The organism is Nonomuraea cavernae (assembly GCF_014646355.1).
GTDB classification, from domain to species: domain Bacteria; phylum Actinomycetota; class Actinomycetes; order Streptosporangiales; family Streptosporangiaceae; genus Nonomuraea; species Nonomuraea cavernae.
Window position 1 is genome coordinate 519,443 of the sequence record NZ_BMNH01000002.1, and the last position, 23,450, is coordinate 542,892.

General features: G+C 69.1%; 21 protein-coding genes. 9 read left to right on the forward strand and 12 right to left on the reverse strand.

Annotation, left to right across the window (positions count from 1 at the left end):
- The first annotated feature begins 18 nt into the window (after nucleotides 1-18).
- Nucleotides 19-3,180 carry an ATP-dependent DNA helicase gene (locus IEY82_RS06710; protein ID WP_189123080.1) on the forward strand — a complete coding sequence of 1,054 codons (3,162 nt, stop codon included), beginning with the start codon at nucleotides 19-21 and terminating at the stop codon, nucleotides 3,178-3,180.
- 58 nt (nucleotides 3,181-3,238) lie between these two features.
- On the opposite strand, the gene IEY82_RS06715 is transcribed toward IEY82_RS06710, so the two are convergent.
- On the reverse strand, nucleotides 3,239-3,688 hold the full coding sequence (locus IEY82_RS06715) for a very short patch repair endonuclease (RefSeq protein ID WP_308425796.1): 450 nt from the start codon (nucleotides 3,686-3,688) through the stop codon (nucleotides 3,239-3,241).
- 184 nt (nucleotides 3,689-3,872) lie between these two features.
- On the opposite strand from IEY82_RS06715, the gene IEY82_RS06720 reads away from it, so the two are divergent.
- Nucleotides 3,873-4,835: a DNA cytosine methyltransferase gene (locus tag IEY82_RS06720; protein ID WP_189123082.1), complete on the forward strand. Its 963-nt coding sequence runs from the start codon at nucleotides 3,873-3,875 to the stop codon at nucleotides 4,833-4,835.
- Between the two features lie 55 nt (nucleotides 4,836-4,890).
- On the opposite strand, the gene IEY82_RS06725 is transcribed toward IEY82_RS06720, so the two are convergent.
- A complete protein-coding gene (locus IEY82_RS06725) occupies nucleotides 4,891-5,112 on the reverse strand; it encodes a hypothetical protein (RefSeq protein WP_189123083.1) in 222 nt (73 codons plus the stop codon).
- Between the two features lie 137 nt (nucleotides 5,113-5,249).
- On the opposite strand from IEY82_RS06725, the gene IEY82_RS06730 reads away from it, so the two are divergent.
- Both IEY82_RS06730 and IEY82_RS06735 read left to right on the forward strand, forming a co-directional pair.
- Nucleotides 5,250-6,290 (forward strand): DNA cytosine methyltransferase, encoded by a 1,041-nt coding sequence (locus tag IEY82_RS06730; RefSeq protein WP_225262184.1) that lies wholly within the window; start codon nucleotides 5,250-5,252, stop codon nucleotides 6,288-6,290.
- A gap of 811 nt (nucleotides 6,291-7,101) precedes the next feature.
- A complete protein-coding gene (locus tag IEY82_RS06735) occupies nucleotides 7,102-7,557 on the forward strand; it encodes a transposase family protein (protein WP_189123084.1) in 456 nt (151 codons plus the stop codon).
- Nucleotides 7,558-7,705: 148 nt separating this feature from the next.
- On the opposite strand, the gene IEY82_RS06740 is transcribed toward IEY82_RS06735, so the two are convergent.
- The 4 genes from IEY82_RS06740 to IEY82_RS06755 form a co-directional block, all read right to left on the reverse strand.
- A complete protein-coding gene (locus IEY82_RS06740; protein ID WP_189123085.1) occupies nucleotides 7,706-8,584 on the reverse strand; it encodes a phosphorothioated DNA-binding restriction endonuclease in 879 nt (292 codons plus the stop codon).
- A gap of 39 nt (nucleotides 8,585-8,623) precedes the next feature.
- Nucleotides 8,624-9,736, reverse strand: a complete 1,113-nt coding sequence (locus IEY82_RS06745; RefSeq protein WP_189123086.1) for an acetamidase/formamidase family protein — start codon at nucleotides 9,734-9,736, stop codon at nucleotides 8,624-8,626.
- A 75-nt stretch (nucleotides 9,737-9,811) separates the two neighbouring features.
- On the reverse strand, nucleotides 9,812-11,302 hold the full coding sequence (locus IEY82_RS06750; RefSeq protein WP_189123087.1) for a carboxylesterase/lipase family protein: 1,491 nt from the start codon (nucleotides 11,300-11,302) through the stop codon (nucleotides 9,812-9,814).
- 13 nt (nucleotides 11,303-11,315) lie between these two features.
- Nucleotides 11,316-12,188 carry a bile acid:sodium symporter family protein gene (locus IEY82_RS06755; protein ID WP_225262323.1) on the reverse strand — a complete coding sequence of 291 codons (873 nt, stop codon included), beginning with the start codon at nucleotides 12,186-12,188 and terminating at the stop codon, nucleotides 11,316-11,318.
- Between the two features lie 194 nt (nucleotides 12,189-12,382).
- Between IEY82_RS06755 and IEY82_RS06760 the strand changes: the two genes are divergently transcribed.
- The 4 genes from IEY82_RS06760 (at nucleotide 12,383) to IEY82_RS06775 (ending at nucleotide 16,244) form a co-directional block, all read left to right on the forward strand.
- Complete coding sequence (locus tag IEY82_RS06760) at nucleotides 12,383-13,771, forward strand: selenium-binding protein SBP56-related protein (RefSeq protein WP_189123089.1); 1,389 nt, start codon at nucleotides 12,383-12,385, stop codon at nucleotides 13,769-13,771.
- Nucleotides 13,768-14,373 (forward strand): hypothetical protein, encoded by a 606-nt coding sequence (locus tag IEY82_RS06765; RefSeq protein WP_189123090.1) that lies wholly within the window; start codon nucleotides 13,768-13,770, stop codon nucleotides 14,371-14,373. The genes IEY82_RS06760 and IEY82_RS06765 overlap by 4 nt, the downstream gene beginning before the upstream one ends.
- 74 nt (nucleotides 14,374-14,447) lie before the next feature.
- A complete protein-coding gene (locus IEY82_RS06770) occupies nucleotides 14,448-15,140 on the forward strand; it encodes a GntR family transcriptional regulator (RefSeq protein ID WP_189123091.1) in 693 nt (230 codons plus the stop codon).
- Nucleotides 15,141-15,236: 96 nt separating this feature from the next.
- Entirely contained in the window at nucleotides 15,237-16,244 is a 1,008-nt protein-coding gene (locus IEY82_RS06775) for a 1-aminocyclopropane-1-carboxylate deaminase (protein ID WP_189123092.1), read from the forward strand.
- Nucleotides 16,245-16,297: 53 nt separating this feature from the next.
- Here IEY82_RS06775 and IEY82_RS06780 read toward each other — a convergent pair whose 3' ends face one another.
- Genes IEY82_RS06780 through IEY82_RS06805 form a run of 6 tightly spaced genes read right to left on the reverse strand, consistent with a single transcriptional unit; the run spans nucleotide 16,298 to nucleotide 22,608 of the window.
- On the reverse strand, nucleotides 16,298-16,747 hold the full coding sequence (locus IEY82_RS06780) for an ABC transporter permease (RefSeq protein WP_225262180.1): 450 nt from the start codon (nucleotides 16,745-16,747) through the stop codon (nucleotides 16,298-16,300).
- Between the two features lie 48 nt (nucleotides 16,748-16,795).
- Entirely contained in the window at nucleotides 16,796-17,833 is a 1,038-nt protein-coding gene (locus IEY82_RS06785; protein ID WP_189123093.1) for a LacI family DNA-binding transcriptional regulator, read from the reverse strand.
- Between the two features lies 1 nt (nucleotide 17,834).
- Nucleotides 17,835-19,418: a glycoside hydrolase family 13 protein gene (locus tag IEY82_RS06790; protein WP_189123094.1), complete on the reverse strand. Its 1,584-nt coding sequence runs from the start codon at nucleotides 19,416-19,418 to the stop codon at nucleotides 17,835-17,837.
- A gap of 25 nt (nucleotides 19,419-19,443) precedes the next feature.
- Nucleotides 19,444-20,304, reverse strand: a complete 861-nt coding sequence (locus tag IEY82_RS06795; RefSeq protein WP_189123095.1) for a sugar ABC transporter permease — start codon at nucleotides 20,302-20,304, stop codon at nucleotides 19,444-19,446.
- On the reverse strand, nucleotides 20,301-21,311 hold the full coding sequence (locus tag IEY82_RS06800) for a carbohydrate ABC transporter permease (RefSeq protein WP_189123096.1): 1,011 nt from the start codon (nucleotides 21,309-21,311) through the stop codon (nucleotides 20,301-20,303). The genes IEY82_RS06795 and IEY82_RS06800 overlap by 4 nt, the downstream gene beginning before the upstream one ends.
- A gap of 4 nt (nucleotides 21,312-21,315) precedes the next feature.
- On the reverse strand, nucleotides 21,316-22,608 hold the full coding sequence (locus IEY82_RS06805) for an extracellular solute-binding protein (protein WP_189123097.1): 1,293 nt from the start codon (nucleotides 22,606-22,608) through the stop codon (nucleotides 21,316-21,318).
- A gap of 303 nt (nucleotides 22,609-22,911) precedes the next feature.
- Here IEY82_RS06805 and IEY82_RS06810 point away from each other — a divergent pair, with 303 nt between their 5' ends.
- A complete protein-coding gene (locus tag IEY82_RS06810) occupies nucleotides 22,912-23,427 on the forward strand; it encodes an alpha-amylase family protein (RefSeq protein WP_372459683.1) in 516 nt (171 codons plus the stop codon).
- Nucleotides 23,428-23,450 lie beyond the last annotated feature (23 nt).

Consider the following 23,450-nt stretch of genomic DNA (forward strand, 5'->3'; position numbering starts at 1 on the left):
CGAAAGATTGAATTCACCATGGCGATCCGTGCAGATGTGAGAGCCGAGCTTCTGCGCGGCCTCAGTTCCGAAGCCCAGACGATCGTGACCTCCGACGCCAGACGTCTGCTGGTGATCGCCGGCGCCGGCGCGGGCAAGACCGAGGCGATGGCCCGCAGGATCGCCTGGTGGCACGCCCACGATGGCATCCCCAAGGACCAGATCGTGGCCTTCACCTTCACGGAGCAGGCCGCAGAGGAGATGAAATTCCGCATTCGGAAGTACATACAGGTCGTCGAGCAACCCGGCGTCGACCCCAGCCTGGGCGGCATGTACATCGGCACCATCCACGGCTTCTGCCTCAACACCCTGCGCAATCTGTGGCCGGATGATTATCACAACGACGACGTGATCGACGACGTCGCCCGTTACTCACTCGTGCAGGAGGGCTACAACTTCCTCCTCGGACTGCAAACCTTGGAAGAGGCGCTCCGAGACGAGTCCGGCAAGCCGTACTCATCCCGCGGCCGGACGATCGAGTATTTTCTGCAGGCATACGACCTCCTCAACGAGTACGACCAACTCGCGGTCGAGCTTCCCCCTGGGCCGCGTCCCGACATCGGCGCAGAGCAAGAATGGTGCAAGCAGGCACAGCTCCTGACCCGAGTCGGCGAAGGACCCGTCGCCGAGGCGTTCGCCCGAGCCGCCGCCCGTTACTACGCCTACCTCCGGTGCAGACACTTCCTGGACTTCAGCACCGCCCAGTCTGAGCTAACCCGGCGACTTCGCGTAGACGACGCCGCGCTGGCCCGACTACGCGCATCGATCACCCACCTCGTCGTCGACGAGGTGCAGGACATCAACCCCGTCCAGGATGAGATCCGACGCATGCTCGTCGACGAGCAGGACGGATGGCTGACCGCCGTGGGCGACCATCGCCAGGCCATCTACAGCTGGCGCGGCGGCCGAATCGACATCATGGCCGATCTCGCGGCCGAACTAAGGGACGACGATGACGGTGATGTCCTCGACCTCACCAGGAATTACCGGTCGACACCGAGGATCATCGACATCTCCAACCGGTGGAACGCCACCATCAACGTGCCGGGCACCATGTCGAGCCCCGACATGACACACGGCCGCGTCAGCCGTGTAGACGTCGATGCTCAGCATGTCGGCATCGTGGACTTCGCCGGAGACCGTACAGCCGAAGCCGCGTGGATCGCCCAGACCATCAAGGAGTTGGTCCCCAGTCACGACGTCGGCGCCGCGCATGACACGCCGGACGGGAAACGAGGCATCACGTACTCAGATGTCGCGGTGCTCGTCCGCAGCAGCACTGACGCTCGTACCTACCTGCGCGCCCTACGCACCGTCGGCATCCCGGCCGTCGTCAAGGCTGGTCCCGATCTTTTCGCTCAACCCGAGGTGCTCCTCTTCGCTGCGGCGCTCTCGCTCTCCGGCGGCCGCGACCAGTTCTACGGCGCGGACTGGAACCAGCGCTCGCTGCCCAGTCGGCTAAGAGACATCCTCAACGTCACAGACGGGAACCTCGTCGGCGCTGCCCAACGGGCCATCCGCGCCGCCTTCAGCATGCTCGCTGCCGACGGTCTCGGCATCGCCCCAGGCGCGGCCGACAGGGTCATCCATGCTGCCGAAGGCATCGCTGCGCGGCTCGCCGGCGCCCCCATCAGCCGACTGGTCATCAACAACTGCAGAACCCCCGAGCTCCGCAGCTGGCTGGCCGGCCGAGGCCCTGTTCGCAGAGTCTTCCCCCAAACGATGCTTCAGTGGCTGATGTCAGAAGCGGGCGTGGCCTCTTGGGACGTCCAGAACGACCGCGCCGTAGCCGCGATGTACCACCTCGGCCAACTCAGCTCCCTCATCACCGGTATCGAGACTCCGGGATGGACCAGGGCCGCATCGTATAAGCATCAGATCACCAGCCTGCTACTGTGGGCCACCGAGTCCGCCCGCCCTCACGAAGCGCCGCTTCTCGCCACCCCCGACGCGGTGACCGTAACCACCATCCACAGCGTCAAAGGTCTGCAGTTCGCGGCAGTCTTCGTCGCGGACGTGTGTGCGTCGCGCTTTCCGAGCAACAACGCCAAACGCGCCCCTAGGCTGCCCTTCCAGCGGCCGCTGGCCGAAATCATCGATCCCGTTTCGCTCGCGGATAACGCCAACAACGACGACGAGCGCCGACTGATGTACGTCGCCCTCACCAGAGCCGAGCGGTTCCTCTATGTCTCCGCGTCCAAACCCTCGAAATTCTTCCGGGAACTCAAGAAGATCATCAATGACGTCGGCTCCCGCGACTGGGCCTCCGCGAACGACGTTCCGCGTGCCCTGCCCGGCCTCGACCTGATACCCAGCGAGCGTAGCAACGAGGATCGCCTCATCACGTCGTTCTCCGACCTCCGCTACTACCTGGAGTGCCCACACGACTTCTACCTGCGCAAAGTCCTGGGATTCACACCCACCATCGACCAGGCGTTCGGCTACGGCCGAGGTGTTCACAACCTCATGCGGGCCGTACATGCCGACCCGGCGCATTGGGCCGAGCTGGCCGCAGATCCCGCCTCTCTCAAACAGGCCGTCCAAGGTCTCATCGATCGCGGGCTTTTCTATCTGCGCCACACCACGGGCGAACCGGCGGACAACATGCGCCGACGCGGTGTCGAGATCGTCTCCGATTACGTGCGAACCTACGTCGAAGAACTCCGCAGCTTGACCTTCGAGCCCGAGCGGGAGTTCGAGGTGCTCGTCCCTGACGAGAACGTGCTCGTCTCCGGCGCCATCGACGTCGTGCGCCTGGACTCGCCGCCGCAAGTCACGATCATCGACTTCAAGTCCGGGGAGCGGGAGACCGAAAAGCACGACGCTCTCGACGAAGACGAGATGAAGCTCCAGGTCTCCCTCTACGCGGTGGCGGCCCGACAAGAGCTGGAATACGAACCCGAGCGCGGACTGGTCCGGTACCTCGGTGAGAAGGACCGCTCACGCAAGGAGCTGATCGTTCCCCTCGACCAGCAGACCATTGACGACAGCTTGACCGCGGTGAAGGACCTTGCGCGCGGGATCCAGCGCCGCCAGTTTCACTCAGGTCCACGTAAACCGAACAAGAACGGGGGACACCGTTGTGTGACGTGCGATTGGTCTCGCATCTGCGGCCTGAGCACGGTCTCGGCCACCTTGTAACACCGGGCCGCCGCCGACGTTCCAGCGAGCGCAGAGCGAGTCAGGTATGCGGCGCACGTCATCGCGTACCGCCAGGCTGCGCAGCACGCATGCGGTGGACCACCTCCGCGACGCGTCGCGCGGCCTCCAAGGGATCTACATGTTCCCAGATGCGAATCACTGACCAGCCTGCTTCGCCTAGTAGGCGATCGGTTTCTTCGTCCCGTTCACGGTTGCGACGCAACTTCTCAGCCCAGTAAGCCGAATTGGTCTTGGCCACGCTGTGATGTTCCGGACACCCATGCCAGAAGCAACCGTCGAGGAAGACCGCGACTCGGATGCGCGGGAAGACTAGGTCGGCAGTGCGACGGAGACCAGCGACCGGTCGAGCGGCAACCCTATAGCGCAGGCCCAGGGCATGAACGGCACGCCGGAGGGCTAGTTCCGGCTTGGTATCCCGGTACCTGTTGGATCGCATGCTCGCTCGGACGGCGTCACTCGAGGCCCAGGAACCCGCTCTCGAACCCATGGAATCAAAGGTACGCGCATTCCGCGCATGCCGTCTCCGGACCGATGGAGGCGTCGATGTTCGAGCTGCGCCTCAGCATGAGCGGACAGATCCGGAATTGTCGGTCCACCGGGCTACCGTTCTCTCGGTCAGCTTCGACGAGAGGACACCAGTGAGCAGAAGTTCCCTCACCCCGCTCAGAAGCATGGAGATCTGCGCGGGAGGAGGCGGTCAGGCTCTCGGCCTGGAGCGAGCCGGTTTCGAGCATGCCTTGCTCATCGAACGGAATCCGGCGGCATGCGCCACGCTTCGAACCAACCGTCCCTCATGGCACGTGCTGGAGGAAGACCTCCGGGAGTTCCGCCCTGAAGCATCCTCCGACCTTTGGGAGCTGGACCTGCTCGCAGGCGGCGTCCCGTGCACCCCGTTCACCATTGCGGGCCTACAACGTGGAGATCAGGACGACAGAGACCTTTTCCCCGAGGTGACGAGGCTGGCTGAAGCCCTCCTACCCCGGGCCATTATGATCGAGAACGTTGCCAATTTGCTTCAGCGCGAATTTGAGGTAGTCCACGAACGGGTGCGCAAGGAACTGGATCGTCTGGGCTACAGAGTCGAGTGGAAGTTGCTCGATGCACAGAACTTCGGAGTGCCTCAGCGACGAGTACGAAGCATTCTCGTCGCCCTGCGGCCCGAGAACCATAAGCACTTCCAATGGCCAATCGGCTTCAGCAAGGGCCAGACCGTCGGCCAGGTGCTGCTGGATTCCATGGCGAGCCGCGGGTGGCCGCAGGCCGATGAGTGGGCTGCCGGAGCCAACGAGATCGCGCCCACCGTCGTCGGCGGATCGGAAAGACGTGGAGGGGGCGACCTGGGCCCGACCAGGACGAAGAGAATATGGCGCCGACTCGGAGTCAACGGCAACAGCATCGGAAATGAAGTGCCCGGTCCGGACTTCGTCATGAGAGACGGCGTGGGGCAGAACGGCTGGGAGGGCCTACCCATGCTGACCGTTCCGCAAGTCGCGCTGCTCCAGGGATTTCCTCCGGAATGGGAGTTCATCGGCAGGAAGACGGCCAGATATCGACAGGTCGGCAATGCATTCCCCCCACCCGTCGCCGCAGCGGTGGCCGAGCAGATCGCGGCTGCGCTTCGCGCAGCATCATGACCCCCGTTCACCCATCACCCCGTGGACCGATATCCCGCCCGACCCAGCATCGCTCTCACTTCGCGGCAGAGTTCGCTTCATCAGGCGCCGAGGACTGCGGGTGCGCATCAGTCGGGCGGGGAGGAAGCTCATCAGTATCCCCGACGACCCAATGCAAGAACCCGATGACGTGCGCGTTCATGTTCGAACCGACTGTGGCGACAGCCTCTCTGGCGCGACGATGCAGGTCTGGATCCGGGCGAAACACCACCGCAGCGTACTTGTGCTTGTTGGGCATGATCCCACGATGACACGGTGGCTAGCCACCGTGAAGAGGGAGTATGATTTCCGTGTTCATGGAGACTTCATTGGCGTCTCGGCGACAGACACGCGACCGCTCGGTTCTCTTGAACGACCCTGCGACCAGGAGACCACGTGCCCGTCAAGATCGTTGACCTGTTCGCCGGACCCGGCGGTCTGGACGTGGCGGCAACATGGTTGGACTTGCCCGTCACAGGCATCGAGATCGACGATGACGCATGCGCCACCAGAAAACTGGCCGGCCTGGACACCGAGCAAGGAGACGTGCGCCACTTCGGACCGAAGCGGTTCCGTGACGCAAACGTTCTCGCCGCAGGCCCCCCTTGCCAGACCTACACTGTCGCAGGATCTGGCACAGGACGCCGCCACCTCGACGATGTGGTCCGCTTCGCGAAACGCATGGCCGCCGGCGAGGACGTCAAAGCAGAGCTTGGGGAGCTGTCCGACCCCCGAACTGCACTCGTCTTGGAGCCCCTTCGCTGGGCACTTGAGGCGTTGGACGACGAACGCCCATATGAGGCGATCATCTTGGAACAAGTACCGACCGTACTGCCTGTGTGGCAAGTAATGGATGAAATCCTCACCGGTCTGGGCTATAAGGTCCGCTGTGGCGTGCTCCGCACCGAGCAGTATGGGGTACCGCAGACTCGTCGGCGTGCGATCTTGATCGCTCACCGTGAGCATGAGGTAAAACTGCCCGAAGCAACACATCGCCCCTTTCGCAAGGGCATGGTACGCACCGACGGCGATCAAAACCTGCGGCCGTGGATGACCATTGGGGATGTGGTCAGTCGATCAAGGCCTTTCCATGTCGTCTCCAACTACGGCACAGGTGGAGATCCCAAAGAACGAGGCGTTCGCACCTACAAAGAGCCATCCTTCACCGTGACAGGAAAGGTAGATCGAAACCGAGTGTGGACGCTCGACGGAATGGAGGAGCTACCTCGTTTCAATGAGGCAGAAGCGGGCCAGCTCCAGACTTTCCCAAGCGACTATCCATGGGGAGGCGGCCACATCCCCCAACAGATAGGCAACGCCATTCCGCCCCTTCTGGCTGCTCATGTTCTCACAGCGGCACTCGGCCTCGATCCAGAAATACCCGGGCAGTGGACGGTTCCGAACGTTCCAAAATGGTTTGGAGCCAATCGGTCTTAGCTCGTAGTCCTCAAATCGAGCAAATGTCCAGCGCTAATCTAATGTCACGACGTGAACAACATGATCTTCCCGCTGCAAGCCTAGATCATCATGCGTAGTCGTGAAGGTACTCGACCCTGCTCCTCGGCGGAGGCGATATGGTACCCACGCCGAAACCGCTGAGGAGATTGCTCAGTTGTCCGACCCCATCTTGGAGAGGGCTGTCACGCGACGGAAGTTCCTGCCTGTCGCACCGTCGGAAAGATGGAGCATCGGCGGCTCGACGGTGGTGACGAAGGACTCCACCACGTACCTCATGGGTAGGTGTCACCGCCGGCCGGTCCAGCCGCCCCTGCCCCTTCCCGAGACAAGAGAGTTTGTGCTCGCAGGGCTTACCGGATGGCTGCAATCTGCTTCCTGTATCGGCTCACCGGTTCGATGGGCGTGGTCGCCGCTGAGCATGAACGTCAATATGATGACTTAGGAGATCGTGCCGTCCGGGGCTAGAGCCAATATCTGGGGCAGAGCGGAGAAGTGCCTACATGAGTGAGGCGCGTCGTCTGGGTTGGACCAGCGAAGTCCACTACCTGCCCGGCAACCGGCTCAGATGTCTGCCGACGGGAGTTTCTACACGAGCTGGAGAGGCTCAGCTCCGCCGCTTTCTGAAGAAGGAACAGTGGCCTTCTGCCAAGGCCGTTGCGTTCTCGGTTGATGGACGCTCGCTGGCTCGATGAGGTAGGTATTGAGGGCACCCCGGGGTGCACATGACAAACGCGACCCCTGATGATCGTCGGTGTCTAGCCAGTCGATCAAGAACAGGGGCCGCGTTCGCGTGCCATCATCCCCGATCGACGTGCTCTCCCGCCACTTGGAGCACGTCACTGCTGCCAGCCTGCCCGCTGACCTGCTCGATCTGCCCGCCCTGGCCGAGGTCCTGGACACCATCCCGGACCCGCGCAGCCGCCGGGGACGCCGCTGCCGGCTCGGCCCCCTGCTGGCGTTATCCCTGCTCGCCGTACTCGGCGGCGCGACCTCCCTGGCGAAGATCGCCCGATTCATCGCCGGGTACGACCCCGACCTGCGCGCCCGTGCCGGCCTGCCCGGCGAAGTGCGCCTGGCCGCCAGCACCCTGGGACGACTGTTCGCCCGCCTGGACGGCGACGCCTTCGACACCGCTACCTGCACCTATCTGGCCGCGCTTGCCACCTGCACCCCACCCGCCACCCCAGGCAACCGGCCCGCAGACCGGACCCCGCTGTCCGGCCTGGCCGTGGACCTTGCTGGTTAACTGGCCTTCAGGCGGCTAATGCGAGTTCTGCCAGTTCAAGGCGGGCGAGATGGCTGGTTTGACCTCGATCGAGGGGGTGGCCGTTCCACCAGGCGTTCAACCGAATCGGCTTCGGGAGGACCGCTGGCGGGATCTTGCGCAGGCGGCCTCAGGCGGCGGGGCGGGTGCGGCCCTTGAAGACCTCTCGGGCGTGCCAGGCGATGTGGTCGGCGCGTACGGGCGGGTGGCCGCGCTGCGGGCGTAGGACGGCCTGGCCGGACAGGTCGTGGACGATGGCGCGGGCCATGCGTGAGCGGCCGACGAACCGGTCGGAGACGGCGACGGTGAGGTCGGCGCCGATCCCGAGCACTCCGAGGTCCAGCAGTTTGTGGTGCAGACTGCACAGGGCCAGGCCGTTGGCGGTCTCGTCAGGCCCGCCCTCCGACCACCACCGCACGTGGGCGGCCTCCAGGCCCACCGGGCTGCGGCCCAGGGCGCCGTCGAAACCGCAGAAGGCGCAGCGGTACTCGTACGCGATCAGCACCCGCTCCCGGAACTCCGGGTCGCGGGCCGGCATCGGCACCGGCAGCGGCGCGACCTCGCCGGCCGGGTCGAGCCGCAGGCCGGCGACCTGGCAGATGTCGGGGTGCAGTGAGGACTCGAAGTTGGTCTCCAGGATGGCCCGCGCGAGCCGTACGACCAGGGTGGAGTCGTCACGGAGCGCCCGCACGAGGTCGGACGCCAGCCGACCGGCGGCGTCGCCGTCGCGGAGGGCGGCGGCGCTCGGCTCGATCCGCGCCCCGGTGACCTGCCAGAGGCCGTCGGTGCGCAGGTGGAAGAACGGGTAGGCCATGGTCGATCGGCGCGGCGGGCCGAACTCGGTGAGCAGCAGTTGCAGCTGCTCCTCGGCATCGCGGAACCGGATGGGCGCGTCGCCCTCGCGCTGGAAGTGGCCGAGCGCGTAGAGCAGGAGCAGCGGCTTGTGCGGCGCGCGCCTGCCGTCCTGGCGCCACTGCCGCACCCGGCAGACCCGCTCGACCCAGTCCACGACGGCGATCATAGGTCCATCCGTCGCCCGCTGGACAGGTCAGGTGAAGATGTCCTCGGGCAGGAACGCGGAGACGAGGAAGCTCGGCACGTCCACCAGCTGGCTCAGCTTGAGGTCGACGGCGACGCTGCAGATCACGTACGCCTGCTGCCGGGTCCAGCCCCGCTCGCCGAGGTGGTCGATCATGTTGAGGAGCGCGTTGCGGGCGGCCAGGGTGGCGTCCTCGGCGGCCACGATGCCGTCGCGGCTCACCGACATGCCGGTGGTGGCGTAGAAGCTGCGCGGGGCGGCGTACTGGGGTGCCACCCAGTAGTCGGCGCGGGCGAACCGCGGCTCGCGGATGCCCTTGGCGGCCGCCTCGCCGGAGTGGACGGTGAAGCGGACCCGCAGCGTGGCGTTCATTTCGATGGCGGTGCCGCAGGACTCGTTGTCGCCCTGGGCGAAGTGCGCGTCGCCGGCGGAGAACAGCCCGCCGGGTGTGTCGACCGGCAGGTAGAGGCGGGTGCCGGCGCCGAGTTGCTTGATGTCGACGTTGCCGCCCTGCTCCCTGGGCGGGATCGTGCGCAGCCCGTGGGTGGCGATCGGCGGCTCGGACGGCACGGCGCCCTGGGGCGAGGGCGGCAGCACGAACCCGCCGCGATCGAGCGCGGCCCGCTCGCGGGCGATGATCGCGGCGAGCGCCCGGTTCCCGGGTGACAGGCCGATCGTGCCCATGAACGGCGCCGCCGGAACGCGCACGCCGGGCAGGTCGTCGGAGGTGGCCCAGCCGTCGGCCAGGGCCCAGCGCACGATGAACGGCTCGGGGAAGTCGTCGCGCAGGAAGCCGAACCCCGGCACCTGGACGGTGTAGCCGTAGCCGTCGGGCACGACCTCGAGGATCTCGATCTCCAGGAGGTCACCCGGCTGGGCGCCCTCGACGTAGACGGGGCCGGTGAGCGGGTGGACGACGTCGAGGTCGGGCGCCTCTGCGGTCTTGAGTGTGGCGTCGGGTCCCATCTGGCCGTCGAAGGCGTCGCGGGTCTCCATGACGACCTCGTCGCCCGGCTCGCAGCGGACGACGGGCGGGATGTCGGGGTGCCAGCGGTTGTGCCCGGTGCCGGGTTGCTCCCGCAGGGTACGGCTCGGGTCGATGCGGATCTCGTGTACGGCCATGGCGGCCCCCTCGATGCGGCGTGGTGAGCGTCACGCTCTGCCCGCCGCCCGGGCCTGTCAAGCCCCGCCTGGGGGTCAAGGGGTGTTCCAGGCGGCCAGCCGTTCGGCGTCGGGGTCGAGGACGACCTCGCAGGCGTCGTCGAGGACCATGGTCGCGCGCCGCTCCGGCTCGTACGGCGGCCACTCGGGGACGTGGCCGCCGGCGGCCGGGTCGCCGCCGGTCGCGAACGCGATCCACGAGCCGTGCATGGCGTCGGCCAGCCGCGCTGGGGGCCGGTCGCCGAGCAGCATCGCCAGCGTCGGCGAGGCGAGGTCGCCGAACACGAAGGGGATCTCCATCGCGTGGCCGGCGCCCAGGCGGCCGTCGAAGGCGGGCGAACGCCAGCCGAACAGGTACATGCGGGTGGCGCCGCCGGCTCGGGCGTGCGCCTCGGCCATCCGGACGGACGGGACCCGAAAGGCCCGGTCGGTGCCGACGGCCACGGCGACGGAGATCGGGCTGCCCGGCTCGTGGGTGGCCTCGTACACGGCCGTGATCCGGGCGTGGCGGGCGGGGTCGTCGGGCCACATCCGGTCGGCGTCGAACGCGGGGCCGCCTGCGCGCATGAATTCGAAGGTGGCCAGCTCGTCGCGGTTCGTCCCGGCGATGAGGTCCACGCCGGCTCCGGCTCCGGCGGCGACGGCGTCGATCGGCGCGAGCGGCAGCAGGTCGGCGCCGGTGAGCGGGAGGAAGGGGATGGTGTGGCCACCGGCGGCGGCGTCGCCGTGCTCGCCGCCGGTCCGGCCGAGGACGGCGACCTGGGCGTCGAGGATCCGCTGGTACGGCAGCGAGGGCAGCTCCGCCGGGCTGACGCCCAGCTCGTCGAGGACCAGGCGGGCCACCGGCTCGGCCGCCTCGGGCGGGAACCCGTACAGGGGCGGGCCGCCCGCGCTCTGGGAGATGACCCCGCGGAACAGCCCGGCCGCCGAGGGGCAGCCGAGCAGGCTCAGCACGTACGTCCCGCCGGCCGACTCGCCGAAGACGGTGACGTTGCCGGGGTCGCCGCCGAACGCCGCGATGTTGTCGCGCACCCAGCGCAGGGCGGCGATCTGGTCGGCCAGGCCGTAGTTGCCGGTGGCCTGCGCGTAGGCCGGGTCCAGGGCGCCCGCGTGCAGGAAGCCCAGGGCGCCGAGCCGGTAGTTGAGGGTGACGAGGACGACCCCGTCGCGGGCGAACGCGCCGCCGTCGTAGAGCGGCTCGGCACCGGAGCCGTACATGTAGGCGCCGCCGTGGAACCACACCATCACCGGCAGCCCGGACGCGCCCGCCGGGCTCCAGACGTTGACCGACAGGCAGTCCTCGCCCGGTTCGACCGGCCACGGCATGACGGGCATCGGCGGCTGGGGCACGATGGGCCCGTACGCCGTGCAGTCGCGGACGCCCTGCCACGGGGTGCGCGGCCGGGGCGGCCGGAACAGGCCGGCGCCGAACGGCGGCTCGGCGTAGGGGATGCCGAGGTGGATCTCGCATCCGTCCCGCTCGAACCCCTGGACCTTTCCGCCGGTGGTGCCGATGATCCGTGGCATGAGCGCTCCCCTGTCAGGTGTCCGCGGTCAGGGGCTCGTCGGCCTCGGTGATGTCGCGCCGGCGTCGTACGAGGTAGCCGAAGACCAGTGTGGTACCGAACATGAGTACCCCGTACACGGCGGGCGGCACGGCCATCGTCGAGTTGCCGAGCAGGGACGGGCTGAGCGCGATGGTGATGGCCAGCGTGCTGTTGTGGATGCCGATCTCCATGCCGGACGCGATGGCCTGCCGGCGCTCGACTCTGAACAGGCGGGGCAGCCAGTAGCCGACGGTGAGACTGATCGCGCTGAACAGCAGCGCCACCAGCCCGACGGCGGCGATGTAGCCGCCGATCCGCTCGCGCTCCTGGACGATGGCCCCGATGATCACGACGGCGAGCACGACCGCGGACAGGATCCGGACCGGTTTGTCCATCCGGTCGGCGAACGCCATGGCGAACCGCCGGACGAGCATGCCGATCGCGACGGGCACGAGCACGATGGCGAAGACCTGCACCACCTTGTCGGCCTGCAGCCCGATGTCCTGCCCGTCCCCCACGAAGTGGGCGAGTGACAGGTTGACCACCACGGGCAGCGTGAACGCGGCCAGCACCGAGTTGACGGCCGTGAGGGTGACGTTCAGCGCGACGTCGCCGCCGAACAGGTGGCTGTAGAGGTTGGCGGTGGTGCCGCCGGGTGAGGCGGCGAGCAGCATCATGCCGACGGCGAGCAGCGGCTCCAGGTCGAACAGCACGACGAGCCCGAAACAGGCGGCCGGCAGCAGGAGCACCTGGGCGACCAGGGCGATGACCACGGCCTTGGGCCGGGTCGCGACGTTGGCGAAGTCGCGCGGGGTGAGCGACAGCCCGAGCCCGAACATGATCAGCGCGAGCGCGGCCGGAAGCATGACTGTGGTGAGGACGGACTGCTGCACGGGGGGACCACCGTTCCTCGGGATGAGCAACCGCTGACCTTGTCTAACAGTCCGATCCATCACCGATCAAGGCATCGGTCCTATTCGTGACCTTCGCCGGGACGGCCGCCGGACGACACGCGGGCAATGCCTCTTGACCCTGTAGGGAGTGCGGGGATTATGGGGAGATGGCACTCTGGACACCGGATCCTACGTTCTACCCCTCGCCGAGGGACGCCGCCGGCGCGCCGGCCGAACGGCTCGCCTACGTCGCCGCCTTCGACCGCAGCGCGCGGAGGCCGGATGCGATCGCCGTCCTCGACACCGACCCCTCCTCCTCGGACTACGGCACCGTGGTCGGCTGGACCGACCTGCCCCACACGGGTGACGAGCTCCACCACTTCGGCTGGAACGCCTGCAGCAGCGCGCTGTGCCCGTACGCGCCGCATCCGCACGTGGAGCGCCGCTACCTCGTCGTGCCCGGTCTGCGCTCGTCGCGCATCTACATCCTCGACACCAAGGACCGGATCAGCCCGGAGATCGTCAAGGTGATCGAGCCGGAGGAGCTGGCCAAGCGGGCCGGATACTCCCGCCCGCACACCGTGCACTGCGGCCCCGAGGGGCTCTACGTCTCGGCGCTCGGCGGAGCCGACGGCAGGGACGGGCCGGGCGGCATCGCGATCCTCGACCACCAGTCGTTCGAGGTGCTCGGCCGGTGGGAGGTGGACCGGGGCCCGCAGTACCTGGCCTACGACTTCTGGTGGCACATCAACCACGACGTGCTGGTCAGCTCGGAGTGGGGCACCCCGTCCATGATCGAGGACGGGGTCGTGGGCGAGCTGCTGCTCGGCCGGAAGTACGGCCACAAGCTGCACTTCTGGGACCTGCGCAAGCGCCGCCACGTCCAGGAGCTCGATCTCGGCGACCAGCACCAGATGACGCTGGAGCTGCGCCCCGCGCACGACCCGACCCACACCTACGGCTTCGCGGGCGTGGTCGTCAGCGTCGAGGACCTGTCGGCCTCGGTGTGGACCTGGTTCCGCGAGAACGGCGCGTGGCAGGCGCGCAAGGTGATCGAGATCCCCGCCGAGCCCGCCGACCCGGCCGGCCTGCCCGACGTGCTCAAGCCGTTCGGGGCGGTGCCGCCGCTGGTGACCGACATCGACCTGTCGGTGGACGACCAGCGCCTCTACGTCTCCTGCTGGGGCACCGGGGAGCTCAAGCAGTACGACGTCAGCGATCCGTTCGAGCCGGTGGAGATCGGCTCGCTGCCGATCGGTGGGATCACCCGCCAGGAGTCCCACCCGTCCGCCGACGGCCCGCTGCGCGGCGGCCCCCAGATGGTCGAGGTGAGCAGGGACGGCAGGCGCGTCTACGTCAGCAACTCGCTGTACGGGGCGTGGGACGACCAGTTCTATCCCGAGGGCGTCGGCGCCTGGCTGGCCGGGATCGACGCCGACACGTTCACGTTCGACGAGCGGTTCTTCCCGCACGGCGACGACTTCCGCGGCCTGCGCCCCCACCAGGTGAGACTCCAGGGAGGCGATGCCTCCTCCGACTCCTACTGCTACCCGTGACGGTCGCGGCGGCGCTCCTGCTGGGCGCCTTCCACGGGCTGAACCCGGCCATGGGCTGGCTCTTCGCCGTCGCCCGGGGCCTGCAGGAGCGCAGCAGGGTCAGGCTGCTCGCGTCGTTGCCGGCCATCGCGGCCGGGCACCTGGGGTCGGTCGCGCTGGTCGCGGTCGTGGTCGGGGTCACCGGGTCGCTGACGACGAGCACGATGCTGTCGATGGCCGGCGGCGTGGTGCTCGTCGGGTTCGGGCTGTGGCGGCTGCTGTCGAAGCGGCACTTCCGCTGGGTGGGCATGCGGCTGTCCCTGCCGCAGCTGGCCGCGTGGTCGTTCCTCATGTCGTCGGCGCACGGCGCGGGCCTGATGCTGATCCCGGTGTTCACCGGCCTGCACGCCGGTCATGCCGGGCACGCCGGGCACGCGCTCTCGGGGGGCCTCGGCGTCGCGGCGCTGCACACGCTCGCGATGTTCGCGGTCGCGGGCGGGATCGCGCTGACCGTCTACGAGGTGGCCGGGCTGACCATGCTGCGCCGCGCGTGGTTCAACGTGGACCGGATGTGGGCGGCCGCGCTGGTGGGCGCCGGGGTGATCACCCTGCTGAACGCCTGACCGACCACCCATCAATCACGATATAACAGGACTTATCGTTGACAAAATGCGATATACAAAGTGCATAATATTGCATGCCGATACCGCAGAGCCGAGGGCTCGTCTCCCGACCGCTGCTCCGTGAGGACGCCTACCGGGCGATCCGGGACGCGATCGTCGACGGCACCCTCGCCCCCGGCGAGCGGCTCCACGACGTCGGCCTCGCCGCCTGGCTGGGCATCAGCCGGACCCCGATCCGCGAGGCCCTCGGCCGGCTGGAGCAGTCGGGCCTGGTGCTGACCAAACCCGGCCGCTACACGATCGTCAGCCCGCTCGACGTCCGGGCGGTCCGCGACGCGCAGTCGGTGACCTCGGCCATGCACGCGCTCGCCGTCCGCGAGGCGGTGCCCGGCCTCTCGGCGGCCGAGCTGGACACGATGCGCGCGGCCAACACCCGCTTCGCCGCCGCGCTGCGCCGCGGTGACGCGGGCGAGGCGCTCGCCGCCGACGACGACTTCCACGCCGTCCCGGTCGCGGCCTGCGCCAACCAGGCCGTACGCGCGGTGCTGGAGCAGTTCACCCCGGTGCTGCGGCGGATCGAGCGGCTGCACTTCTCCTCGCTGAGCGGCCGGGGCTCGGTCGCCCACCACGATCGCATCATCGCGCTGTGCGCGGCCGGCGACGCCGAGGGCGCGGCGGAGGCGTCCCGGGCCAACTGGGAGACGCTGGCCCCGCTCCTGACCTCGCTGGCCGACGGCGAGCCCGGCGAGCCCGGTGACCCCGCCTGACGACGACCCCCGCCCGCCGACCTCGACCGCCAACCCGCCTGCCCCGCCCGCACTGACCCGCCCGCACTGCCCTGGCCACATTGAAGGAGCCACCGCGTGTCCATCGACGACTTCGAGCGCTACCCCCTGACCTTCGGCCCCAGCCCCGTCCACCCGCTGGACCGGCTCAGCGACCACCTCGGCGGCGTCCGGATCTGGGCCAAGCGCGAAGACTGCAACAGCGGCCTCGCCTACGGCGGCAACAAGACGCGCAAGCTCGAGTACCTGATCCCCGACGCTCTCCGGCAGGGCGCCGACACGCTGGTCAGCATCGGCGGCGTCCAGTCCAACCACACGCGGCAGGTGGCCGCCGTGGCGGCGAGACTCGGGCTGAAGGCCGTGCTCGTGCAGGAGGCCTGGGTCGACTGGCCCGACGCGGTCAACGACAAGGTGGGCAACATCCTGCTGTCCCGCGTCATGGGCGCCGACGTCCGGCTCGCCGACGCCGGCTTCGGCATCGGGTTCAAGGACAGCTGGACCGAGGCCGTCGACGGCGTCCGGGCCGCCGGCGGCACCCCCTACGCCATCCCCGCCGGCGCCTCCGACCATCCCCTCGGCGGCCTCGGTTTCGCCGGCTGGGCGTACGAGGTCCAGGAGCAGGAGCGACGGCTCGGCGTGTTCTTCGACACCGTGGTGGTGTGCAGCGTCACCGGCAGCACCCAGGCCGGCATGATCGCCGGGTTCGCCGGTCAGGAGCGTCCGCGCAGGGTGCTGGGCATCGACGCCTCGGCCAAGCCGGCCGAGACCCGGGCCCAGGTGGAGAAGATCGCCCGCGGCACCGCCGAGCTCATCGGCCTCGGCCGCGACCTGCGCGACGACGAGATCACGCTCCTGGAGGGCTGGGCCGGAGACCGCTACGGCGTCCCCGTCGCGTCCACCGTCGACGCCATCCGGCTCACCGGCCGCCTGGAGGGCGTGATCCTCGACCCCGTCTACGAGGGCAAGTCCATGGCCGGGCTGATCGACCTCGTCCGCGACGGCGCCATCCCGAAGGGCTCCAACGTCCTGTACGCCCACCTCGGCGGGCAGCCCGCCCTCAACGCCTACAGCGGCGTCTTCCGCTGACCGGCGGTTCCCGTCACCCGGGAACCGCCGTCGAGGTGGCCGGCGGTTCCCCGTCACCCGGGCGATCCGCCGTCGAGGTGGCCGCGGACCGCGAGCTCGATGGTCACCACGGTCGCCACGGCCTCGGCGGCCAGCAGGGCCACCAGCACCACGAGCTGGACGATCCCGGCCTCGATCGGGCTCGCCCCGCCGAGCAGCATGCCGACGAACACGCCCGGCAGCGTGACCAGCCCGACGGTCCTGGTCTGGTCGAGGGCGGGCACCAGGGCCTGCGCCGCGGCCGGGATGATCACCATTCCCTGGGTGGAGATCACCCCGCAGGCCAGCAGCAGCGCCAGGACCGGCCCGGTGCCGACCGCGATCGGCAGCCCGGCCCACCACCAGCCCCGGTTCCGGGTGATGCGACGGCCCGCGGTGAAGGTCGCGACGCCGTACATGAGCAGGACGAACCCCGCCACCGCGGGCGGCAGCGGCGTGACCGAGATCAGCGATGAGGAGCGCACGATCAGCAGTCTGCCGCCACCGGCGTCCCGGGACGGGCCGCGACCCGGTCAGCGCAGCATCCTGGGGCCCGAGCCGGTGGATCCGCGCACGATGAGCTCGGGCTGGAAGACCAGCTCGGAGTGCCGGGCCGGAGCACCGGCGACGGCTTCCAGCAGCGTGTCGACCGCGGCGGCGACCATGGGCTGCACCGGCTGCCTGACGGTCGTGAGCGGCGGGTCGGTGTGGGCGATCAGCGGCGAGTCGTCGTAACCGACGACCGACACGTCTCCCGGGACCGACAGGCCACGCTCGCGGCACGCCCTGATGGCCCCGAGCGCCATCAGGTCGCTGGCGCAGACGACGCCCGTGCAGCCGCGGTCCAGCAGCGGGCCGGCGGCGGCCTGGCCGCCCTCCACCGAGAACAGCGAGTGCGAGATCAGCCCGTCCACGTCCCCGCCGTCGAGCACCCGCGCCATCGCGGCACGGAAGCCCTCGATCTTCCTGATCACCGGGACGAACCGGGCCGGACCGACGGCCAGGCCGATGCGCTCGTGCCCGAGGTCGGCCAGGTGCTGGACGGCCAGGCCCGCGGCGGCGCGGTCGTCGGGCGAGATGAACGGCGCCGGGACCTTCGCCGCGTACCCGTTGAGCAGCACGATGGGCACGCCCTGCCGGATCAGCTCCGCGTAGCGGTCGGCGCGCGCGGTGGTGTCGGCGTGCAGCCCGGAGACGAAGATGATGCCGCTGACGCCGCGCTCGACGAGCAGCTCGGTGAACTCGTCCTCGATCGCGCCGCCCGGCAGCTGCGTGCACAGCAGCGGCGTGTAGCCGTGCTGCACCAGCGCCTTCTCGATGGCCTGGGCGAACGCCGGGAAGATCGGGTTGTCCAGTTCCGGGGTCACCAGGCCGACCAGCCCGTTGCTGCGCTGCCGCAGCCGATTCGGGCGTTCGTAGCCCATGACGTCCATGGCGGCCAGCACCGCCTGCCGGGTGGCGGAGGACGGCCCCGGCTTGCCGTTCAGGACCCGGCTGACCGTCGCCTCGCTCACCCCGGCGTGGGCGGCGATGTCGGTCAGCCGGGTCGTCCCGTTGCCGGCCGCGCTCACCTCAGCGCCACCACACGGTGGAGTCGGGCTCCAGCAGGACGTGGGCCCCGAGTGGAGCGGGAGCCGCGCTGGCCAGCACGACCTCGCCCGGCGCGGGCAGCTCGACCGGCCGGCCGGTCATGTTGACCGTGCAGGTGAGGTCTCCCCGGGTGAAGGCGAGCGTGCCGTCCGGCGCGTCGAGCCAGGTCAGCGGGCCGAGGTCGCCGAGCTCCCGTCTGATCCGCAGCGCCTTCCGGTACAGCCGCAGCGTCGAGCCCGGCGTGCGCAGCTGAGAGCCGACGCTGAGCGGCCCCCACGTGCCGGGGATCGGCAGCCAGCTCTCCTCCCAGGGAAACCCGAAGCCGAAGCCGGGCGCGAGGTCGGCCCAGGGGATCGGCACCCGGCAGCCGTCGCGCCCGCTGTCGGGGGCCCGCAGCCGCTGCGGGTCGCGCAGGTACTCCTCCGGCAGTCCGGACACCTCGGGCAGGCCGAGCTCCTCACCCTGGTAGAGATAGACCGAACCGGGCAGGGCCAGCATCAGCAGCGTGGCCGCGCGGGCCCGGCGCAGGCCGGTCTCGCCACCGCCGTAGCGGGTGACGTGCCGTTTGACGTCGTGGTTGGACAGCACCCAGGTGGCCGGCGCGCCGACCAGCGCGGTCGTGGCCAGCGACTCGTCGATCGCGTCGCGGAAGCGGCCCGCGTCCCAGGGCGTGTTGAGGAAGTGGAAGTTGAACGCCTGGTGCAGCTCGTCCGGGCGGACGTATCGGGCCAGCCGTTCCGGAGTCGGCGCCCAGGCCTCCGCCACGCCGATCCGCTCGCCCTCGTAGGAGTCGAGGATCGCCCGCCAGGAGCGGAGGATCTCGTGGACCCCGTCCTGGTCGAAGAAGGGCAGGACGGTGCCGCCGATCATCTCGACGTGACCGGGCCTGCCGACGTCGGGCAGCCCCTCGGCCTTGACCATGCCGTGCGCGACGTCCACGCGGAAGCCGTCGACGCCGAGGTCCAGCCAGAACCGCAGGACGCCGGCGAAGTCGGCGCGCACCTCCGGGTGCTCCCAGTTGAGGTCCGGCTGCTCGGGCGCGAACAGGTGGAGGTACCACTGCCCGTCGGGCAGTCTGGTCCACGCCGGGCCGCCGAAGACGGACTCCCAGTCGTTGGGCGGCAGCTCTCCCCGGCCCTCACGGAAGACGTAGCGCTCGCGCTCGGGACTGCCCGGCCCGGCCGCCACCGCCTGCCGGAACCAGGCGTGCCGGTCGGAGGTGTGGTTGGGCACCACGTCCATGATCACCCGCAGGCCCAGCCGGTGGGCGTCGTCGATCACCGCCTTGGCGTCGGCCAGCGTGCCGAAGATCGGGTCCACGTCGCGGTGGTCGGCCACGTCGTAGCCGAAGTCGGCCATCGGCGAGGGGTAGAAGGGCGTCACCCAGATCGCGTCGACGCCCAGGTCGGCCAGGTATCTCAGCCGGCCGCGCAGGCCGAGCAGGTCGCCGACGCCGTCGCCGTTGCCGTCGGCGAAGCTCCGCAGGTAGACCTCGTAGATCACCGCGTCCCGCCACCAGCCGGTGGCGCCGGAGGCGTCCCGGTCCACGTGTGCGAGCTCGGTCATGTCGCTCCCCCGATCGAATGAAATCTCATGATTTAGTGGCACCCGCCGTGAGTCCGGTGATCAGGTGGCGCTGCACCACCAGGAACACCGCCCCGGCGGGGATCGCGATCAGCACCGCGGAGGCGGTCATCAGGCCCCAGTCGGACCAGTGCTGCCCGACGAACTGCTGCAGCCCGACGCCGAGGGTGCGCTTGTCCTCCTGCGACATGAAGATCGTGGCGTAGCCGACCTCGCCCCAGGCGGTCATGAAGCAGTAGAACGCGGTCACCGCGATGCCCGGCCTGGCCAGCGGCAGGATGACCCGCCAGAACGCGCCGAACGGTGTGAGCCCGTCGACCATCGCCGCCTGGTCCAGCTCGCGTGGAACGGTGTCGAAGTAGCTCTTCATCATCCACGCGCAGAACGGCACCGCGATGGTCATGTAGGCGATGACCAGCCCCGGGATCTGGTTGAGGAGGCCGAGGGCGGCCATCAGGTTGTAGAGCGGCACGATCAGCACGGCGACCGGGAACATCTGGGTCACCAGCAGCAGCCACATGACGCTCCGGAGGCCCGGGAAGCGGAAACGGCTGACCGCGTAGCCCGTGGTGGCCGCGAGGAAGACGCCGAGCACGGTGGTCAGGGCCGCGACCAGCGCCGAGTTGAGCAGCCACAGCGGGAACTGCGTCTCGCCCAGCACCCGGGCGTAGTTGTCCAGCGAGCTGTCGCTGAAGAGCCGCAGCTCGGCCGACAGCCAGCCGTCGCGCGGCTTGAGCGAGGTCAGGACCAGCCAGACCACGGGGAACAGCGCGACGCCGACCGCGAGGATCAGGGTGCCGTGCAGGGCGATCGAGGCCAGCGGCCCGCGATCCTCGCGGCTCCTGCGTTTGGCCGTCACGGTCGTCACCAGATCTCTCCTTGCCTGCGCAGCGTGCGCCGGTAGGCCAGCGCCAGGACGACGAGCAGCCCCAGGATGATCACGCCCCAGGCGGCCGAGCCCGAGTAGTCGCGCACCCCGGTGAAGGCCTCGCGGAAGGCGTAGGTGACCAGGATCTCGGTCTCACTGCCGGGCCCGCCCCTGGTGACCAGGAAGATGATGGGGAACATGTTGAACGTCCAGATCGTGCCGAGCAGGATCACGGTGCTCGACACCTGCCGCAGTCCGGGCAGGGTGATCTGGGCGAACCGCTGCCACGGGGTGGCGCCGTCGACCTCGGCCGCCTCGTACAACTCCTTGGGGATCGACTGCAGCCCGCCGAGCACGGCGATCATCATGAATGGCACGCCGATCCACACGTTGACCGCGATCACCGCGAGCTTGGCCGTGGTCGGGTCGTCGAGCCAGCCGACCCCGGACAGGCCCACCGCCCTGAGCATGCCGTTGATCACGCCGTAGTCGCTGTTGTAGAGGTAGCGCCAGACGAACGCGGCGACGAAGGCCGGCACCGCCCACGGCAGGATCAGCAGCACCCGGTAGAGCGAGCGGAAGCGGAGTTCGCGGTTGAGCATCATGGCCAGGCCGAGCCCGATGCCGTAGTGGAAGCCGACGCAGACGACGGTCCACACCACGGTCCAGAGGAGTTTGTCCCAGAAGACGTCGCTGGTGAGGATCTCGAGGTAGTTGTCGAGCCCGACGAACTCGTAGCTGGACGGGATGACGTTGACGCCGATGGTGCGGCCGATGTTGGCCTCGGTGGCGTCGGTGAGCGACAGGTAGACGCCGCGGGCCAGCGGCCAGCCGATGAGCACCGCCATGACCACGAGCACCGGCGTGACCATCGCCCAGGCGTACCAGTGTCTGTGCAGCGATCCGCGCAGCCGGCCCCGCTCGCCCCGGTGGCGCCGGCCGCGGGCGTCGCCGCCCGCGGCCGGGTCGCTGGCCGTGCCCGCCGCACGCCCGGTGGAGAGCGCCATGGGGTCAGCTCCAGCCCTTCATGATCCCGTGGTACTGCTCGTCGACCTTCTTCAGCAGCTCGGCGGGCTCGCTCTGGCCGCTGACCAGGGCCTGGTAGCCCTCCAGCAGCGGCTGGAACAGCTGGCCGCCCTCGGGGATCCAGGGGCGGGGCACGGCGGTCTCCATGATCGGCTTGAAGACGGAGACGTCGGCGTTGCCCTGCACCTCGGGCGTGCCGTAGGCGGAGGTACGGGTGGGCAGCAGCCCCAGCTCCTTGGCGATCTTCCCTTGGGCCTCGACCGTGGACATGAACCGGACGAACTCGTAGGAGGCGTCCAGGTTCTTGGAGCCCGCGTAGACGGCCAGGTTCCAGCCACCGGTGGGCGCCCCGGCCTTGACCGAGCCGGCCGGCACCGGGGCGATGCCGAGGTTGGACCTGTCGGAGAACTCCTTGCCCTGGTGGATCTCCGACAGCGCCCACGGGCCGTTGTAGATCATCGCGGCCTTGCCGTCCTTGAGGGCGGTCATCGCGTTGGCGTAGCTGTCGGTGGTGGCGGGTTTGGGCGCCGCGCCCGAGCTGATCAGGTCGGCGACGGTCTGGACGGCCTTCACGTTGGCGGGCGAGTCGACCACGATCTTCTTGGCGGCGACGTCCAGCAGGTCGCCGCCCTCGCCGTAGATGAACGGCAGCAGGAAGTAGGAGTCGACGTTCAGCGCGAGGCCGTTGACGCCGGTCTTGGCCTTGACGTCCAGCGCGACCTGCTTGAGCTCCGCGACGGTCTTCGGCGCCTCCTCGTGGCCGGCCTCCTTCAGCAGCCGCTTGTTGTAGATCAGCGCGAGGGTGTCGGTGACCTGCGGCACCGCGTAGGTCTTGTCCTGGAATCTCGTGCTGGACAGCGGGCCGGGCAGGAAGTCGTCCTGCTGGTCGAGGGCGCGCGTCCCGTCCAGCGGCTGCAGGTAGCCGAGCGAGGCGAACTGCGAGGTCCAGGCGACCTCTGAGCGGATCACGTCGGGCGCGCCGGCGCCCGCCTGGGCGGCCGTCTGAAACTGGTTCTGCGCCTGGTCCGACGGCACGTTGACGTACTTCACCTTGATCTTCGGGTACGCCGCCTCGAACTGCTTGATCAGCGCCTGGAAGGTCGGGCCCTCACTGTCGGGGCGGGTGGTGTCCCACCAGGTGATCTCGCCGCTGATCTGCGACGGGTCGGCGGCGGACTGGGCGGGGGCGGGGGCCGCGGTCTCGCCGCCGCCGCCGCAGGCGGAGACCGCCAGGGCGAGGGCCGCAACGACTGCCGCGGCCGGGAGGGCTCGCCGCATCTCTTCTCCTCGTGAACTCAAGGGGGTCCGGCCCACGACGCGGAAGATCCGGCCGGCCGGGGTGGAGTACGCCCGGACGTTACGCCCACCTGACCACGATTGGAAGATCTTACTGAAAATTTCTGAAATCCAGCCGCGAAGTTTCAGAGAGGCATTGCAATGATCTGGTGCGTTGAGTACCTTCCGGGCAGCACTCCCGCAATGCCACCTCGTGGAGGCCACGGTGCTCCGGGCCTGGGGACCGTCGACACCCGAGCCCGCCCATGGGGCGACACCACAGTCACACCCACAGGAAAGGGAGCCATGAAACCGTACAGAACCGGGATCAGCGCCCTGGTGACGCTGGGCGTCATCGCGGGGGCGGCCCTCGCCGGCGCCTCCACGGCCACGACGCGCTCCGCGCTCGCGGCCCCTCCGGGCGAGCGTTCGGTGATCGCCCACCTGTTCCAGTGGCGCTGGTCCGACATCGCCGCCGAGTGCGCGAACGTCCTCGGCCCCAAGGGGTACGGCGGGGTGCAGGTCTCGCCCCCGGCCGAGCACGTCGTGCTGCCGAGCGCCGGCTCCGGCGGCTACCCCTGGTGGCAGGACTACCAGCCGATCAGCTACCGGCTCGACAAGACCAGGCGCGGCACGCTGGCCGAGTTCAGCGTGATCTGGCGTGGAACCCCGGGCGTTCACGCCCGGGAGGAAACGACAGCGCGGGAGGGCCGCCAAGGCCCGAGCGGTGCGGTGACCGGGAGGCCGTGGAGCGGCTCAGCCCGGGCGTTCTTCGTTTCCTATCCCGGTGGCATGGGGTTGGCGATAATGTGTTCGAGGTGAAGCTGGTGGTGCAGGTGAAGCTG

Excerpts from the sequence above, each read along its gene's own strand:
- IEY82_RS06710 (WP_189123080.1), top strand. The coding sequence starts at position 19 with ATGGCGATCCGTGCAGATGTGAGAGCCGAGCTTCTGCGCGGCCTCAGT.
- IEY82_RS06715 (WP_308425796.1), bottom strand. The coding sequence starts at position 3,688 with ATGGGTTCGAGAGCGGGTTCCTGGGCCTCGAGTGACGCCGTCCGAGCG.
- IEY82_RS06720 (WP_189123082.1), top strand. The coding sequence starts at position 3,873 with ATGGAGATCTGCGCGGGAGGAGGCGGTCAGGCTCTCGGCCTGGAGCGA.
- IEY82_RS06725 (WP_189123083.1), bottom strand. The coding sequence starts at position 5,112 with ATGCCCAACAAGCACAAGTACGCTGCGGTGGTGTTTCGCCCGGATCCA.
- IEY82_RS06745 (WP_189123086.1), bottom strand. The coding sequence starts at position 9,736 with ATGGCCGTACACGAGATCCGCATCGACCCGAGCCGTACCCTGCGGGAG.
- IEY82_RS06750 (WP_189123087.1), bottom strand. The coding sequence starts at position 11,302 with ATGCCACGGATCATCGGCACCACCGGCGGAAAGGTCCAGGGGTTCGAG.
- IEY82_RS06755 (WP_225262323.1), bottom strand. The coding sequence starts at position 12,188 with ATGCTTCCGGCCGCGCTCGCGCTGATCATGTTCGGGCTCGGGCTGTCG.
- IEY82_RS06760 (WP_189123089.1), top strand. The coding sequence starts at position 12,383 with ATGGCACTCTGGACACCGGATCCTACGTTCTACCCCTCGCCGAGGGAC.
- IEY82_RS06770 (WP_189123091.1), top strand. The coding sequence starts at position 14,448 with ATGCCGATACCGCAGAGCCGAGGGCTCGTCTCCCGACCGCTGCTCCGT.
- IEY82_RS06790 (WP_189123094.1), bottom strand. The coding sequence starts at position 19,418 with ATGACCGAGCTCGCACACGTGGACCGGGACGCCTCCGGCGCCACCGGC.
- IEY82_RS06800 (WP_189123096.1), bottom strand. The coding sequence starts at position 21,311 with ATGGCGCTCTCCACCGGGCGTGCGGCGGGCACGGCCAGCGACCCGGCC.
- IEY82_RS06805 (WP_189123097.1), bottom strand. The coding sequence starts at position 22,608 with ATGCGGCGAGCCCTCCCGGCCGCGGCAGTCGTTGCGGCCCTCGCCCTG.
- IEY82_RS06810 (WP_372459683.1), top strand. The coding sequence starts at position 22,912 with ATGAAACCGTACAGAACCGGGATCAGCGCCCTGGTGACGCTGGGCGTC.